The organism is bacterium (assembly GCA_035703895.1).
Classification (GTDB): Bacteria; Sysuimicrobiota; Sysuimicrobiia; order Sysuimicrobiales; family Segetimicrobiaceae; genus Segetimicrobium.
The window spans coordinates 1-2,666 of sequence record DASSXJ010000007.1; the positions used below are offsets into that span (position 1 = coordinate 1).

Genomic DNA, 2,666 nt, shown 5'->3' on the forward strand with positions numbered 1-2,666 from the left:
TCCCCGGCCTGCGCTTCGGCGACGGCGAGTTCGCGGGCCCGCTGCTGCACGAGCGTCTGCCCCGTCGCGGCCTGCTGCAGCTGCGCGCGGGCCTGGGAGACCTCCCCGCGTTTCGCGTCCACGTCGTGCCTCGCGATCGTCACCTGCTCGTGGGAGGCCTGGGCGGCGAGGAGGCCGTCGCGCGCCTGGCGGAGCGCATCCTGCGACGCCTGGTACCGCGCCCTCGCCGATTCGTAGGTCGCCGCGTCGGTGTCCAGCTGCTGCGCCGAGATCGCACCCTGCGAGAGGAGGGTGCGGTCCCGCCCCAAGTTGCGCGCGGCGGTATCGAGGTCCGACTTCGCCGCTTGGACGTTCGCCTGCGCCGTGGTGACCTGGGCCCTGGCCTGGGCGATCTGCGCCGGTGAGGTCTGCCCGCTCATCCGCAGTTGTGCCTCCGCCTGCGAGAGATGGGGCTCCGCCAACTGAAGCCCCGCTTCGGCGTTCGCGACCGCGGCGCGAAACTGTTCGCCCTGTGCGGCGACGGCCATGCGGGTTGCCTCGGTCTGCGCGCGCGCCGCCGCGAGCTGCGCTCTCGCGTGCTCCAGCGCCAGCCGGTAATCCGTTGGATCGACCTCCACGAGCACGGCGCCGGCTTTGACGAAGTCGTTCTCGGAAACGGCCACCCTGCTCACCGTGCCCGTGATCCGAGCGCTGACAGGAGCCACGTCGCCCGCCGTTTGCGCGTTATCGGTCCGGACAAACCCCGCGTTCAGCCGGTAATACCGGACCCCGGCGGCGATGAGGATGAGCAGGATGGCGGCAACGCTGATGGAGACGATCCGGCGGGTCCTCCATCGGGGTTGGAGAAAATGCCATCCGGCCTCCGGCGCCCGCGCCGGGGCGCCCGCCCCGGCTCCATCACCCGCCGGCGGGGGGGGCGCAGGGGCGCGGACCGGTATGGCGCTCTTCGCCGCCGGCCCTTGGACGGAGGTTTCCTGTACGGGGGCGTCAGCCATTGTGGATCACGGCATCGCCTGCAAGCTCTGCCTGGCGGATTTTCACCCGGTTCAGGCGCTCCACGTGCTCGCCCCGCAGCTTCTCCAACCGGCCCATGCGCTCATCGATGATCCGGATCTGGGACTGGATGAGGCCGGCCGCCTGGTCCAGGAGATCTTTCCGGACGGCCGGATCGGTTGCCCCGAGATACGCTTCTCGGACCTCCGCGCGCATCGCGTCCACCTGAAGGGTCTGCTTGATCTCCGCAAGCGAGAATCCCAAGAGCGTCTGCAGCTCATTGATGCGCAAGAGCTGAGCGATGTCGGCTTCCGTGAAGAGCCGGAACCCCCCCGCCGTTCGGCCGGAGGGACGAAGCAGGCCCAACTCCTCGTAGTACCGGATCGCCCGGGGCGTCAATCCGGTGCGCTTGGCCACCTCTTCCATCCTGTGCTGGGGAACCGTACCGGTCGATGGAGTCTCCGATTCAGATGATGGCGCTCCGACCATGTATGCCATGCCTCGGTGGTTGCTTCGCAGGGACAATTATGAAGTGTATACAACCCTTACGTGAATGTCAATGTTTGGCGATCCCGTACGCGTCGACCGTCTCTCCGGCGCCGAGGTACACCCGGCCGCCGGCGACCGCGGGGGTGATGAATCGGTGGGTTCCCCCGAGAGCGTCCTTGCCGTCGGAATGATAGAGCTCCTCCCCGGTTCGAGCGTTGAGCGCGAAGAGGACCGCGGCTGCGGTGTCCACCACCCACACGACGCCGCCGTCCGGCCCGGGGCCGGTGACCGACGGCGCCCCAGGATCGCGCATCGACGGACTGCACCAGGCCACCCCAAACGTGGAGGCACGTGTCCCAGGATCCACCTCGAGGCGGAGGGCTGCCAGGCCGCCGGTCCCCCGGCAGCCGGCCGGCTGGCCGCCGCGGCCCGGAACGAGGATGAGCCGGCCGGCGCTTCCTCCATCCCAGTACGCGGACGCCGAAAACACCTGCGGGGCTCGGCTCCGGCAGTCGCCAAAGATGCACAGGCTGTACACCCCCTCCCCCCGAATCCCATCCCCGTGACTCACACCGCCCATCGCCGCCCGGTTGATCAGGTATCCCACTCCCTGCTTGCCCGCGATGAAGAGAAGATCCGGTGTCGTGGAGCCCAGCTGCACCGGAAGCACCAGCGGTGCGCTCGACCCGAGGTCGGTATCGGAGTCGTTCAGCGGGATAAAGTTGCTGGGCGCGAAGAAGTCGGCGGGGCGGCCGGAAAACGCGAGTTGGGGCGTGGTAGTGAGGCGAACAACGCTGTTGCTGAGGTCCACCGGGCCTTGAGAGTCACTGTTTCCGGTGGACGCGTACAGGTTGTCTGCGGGATCGGCGGCGAGCCCGCCGGTCGCCCAGATCCCTCCCTCGCGGTGGGTGGGCGTCGCGAACGCCTGCTGCCGGCCGGGCTGCGCGGTTGGAATCCCGACGACCCAGCCGTGATAATTTCCGCAGTCGCCCAAGTATCCGCCGAAGGGCAGATAGACCACTCCGCGCAAGAGGGTGAGCGCGCCGCGCTGCTGCTGCACTCCGGGATCGAAGCGCAGCCCGGAGGCTGCCGGCGGCGCGATCACGACGGGGTATCCAGGACGCGTGGCGCCCGAAGCGAGATCGAGCGCCGCCAGTTTGTACACCTTGGTCCGGCCATCGTCG

The 2,666-nt window shown here is 68.9% G+C and carries 3 protein-coding genes; all 3 read right to left on the minus strand.

What is annotated here, in order from left to right:
• Positions 1 to 995: biotin/lipoyl-binding protein (locus VFP86_00295; protein HET8998065.1), on the minus strand; the 995-nt coding region annotated here is incomplete at its 3' end.
• Positions 988 to 1,410 carry a MerR family transcriptional regulator gene (locus VFP86_00300; GenBank protein ID HET8998066.1) on the minus strand — a complete coding sequence of 141 codons (423 nt, stop codon included), beginning with the start codon at positions 1,408 to 1,410 and terminating at the stop codon, positions 988 to 990. The genes VFP86_00300 and VFP86_00295, both read right to left, overlap by 8 nt.
• Before the next feature lie 139 nt (positions 1,411 to 1,549).
• Positions 1,550 to 2,666: hypothetical protein (locus VFP86_00305; GenBank protein ID HET8998067.1), on the minus strand; the 1,117-nt coding region annotated here is incomplete at its 5' end.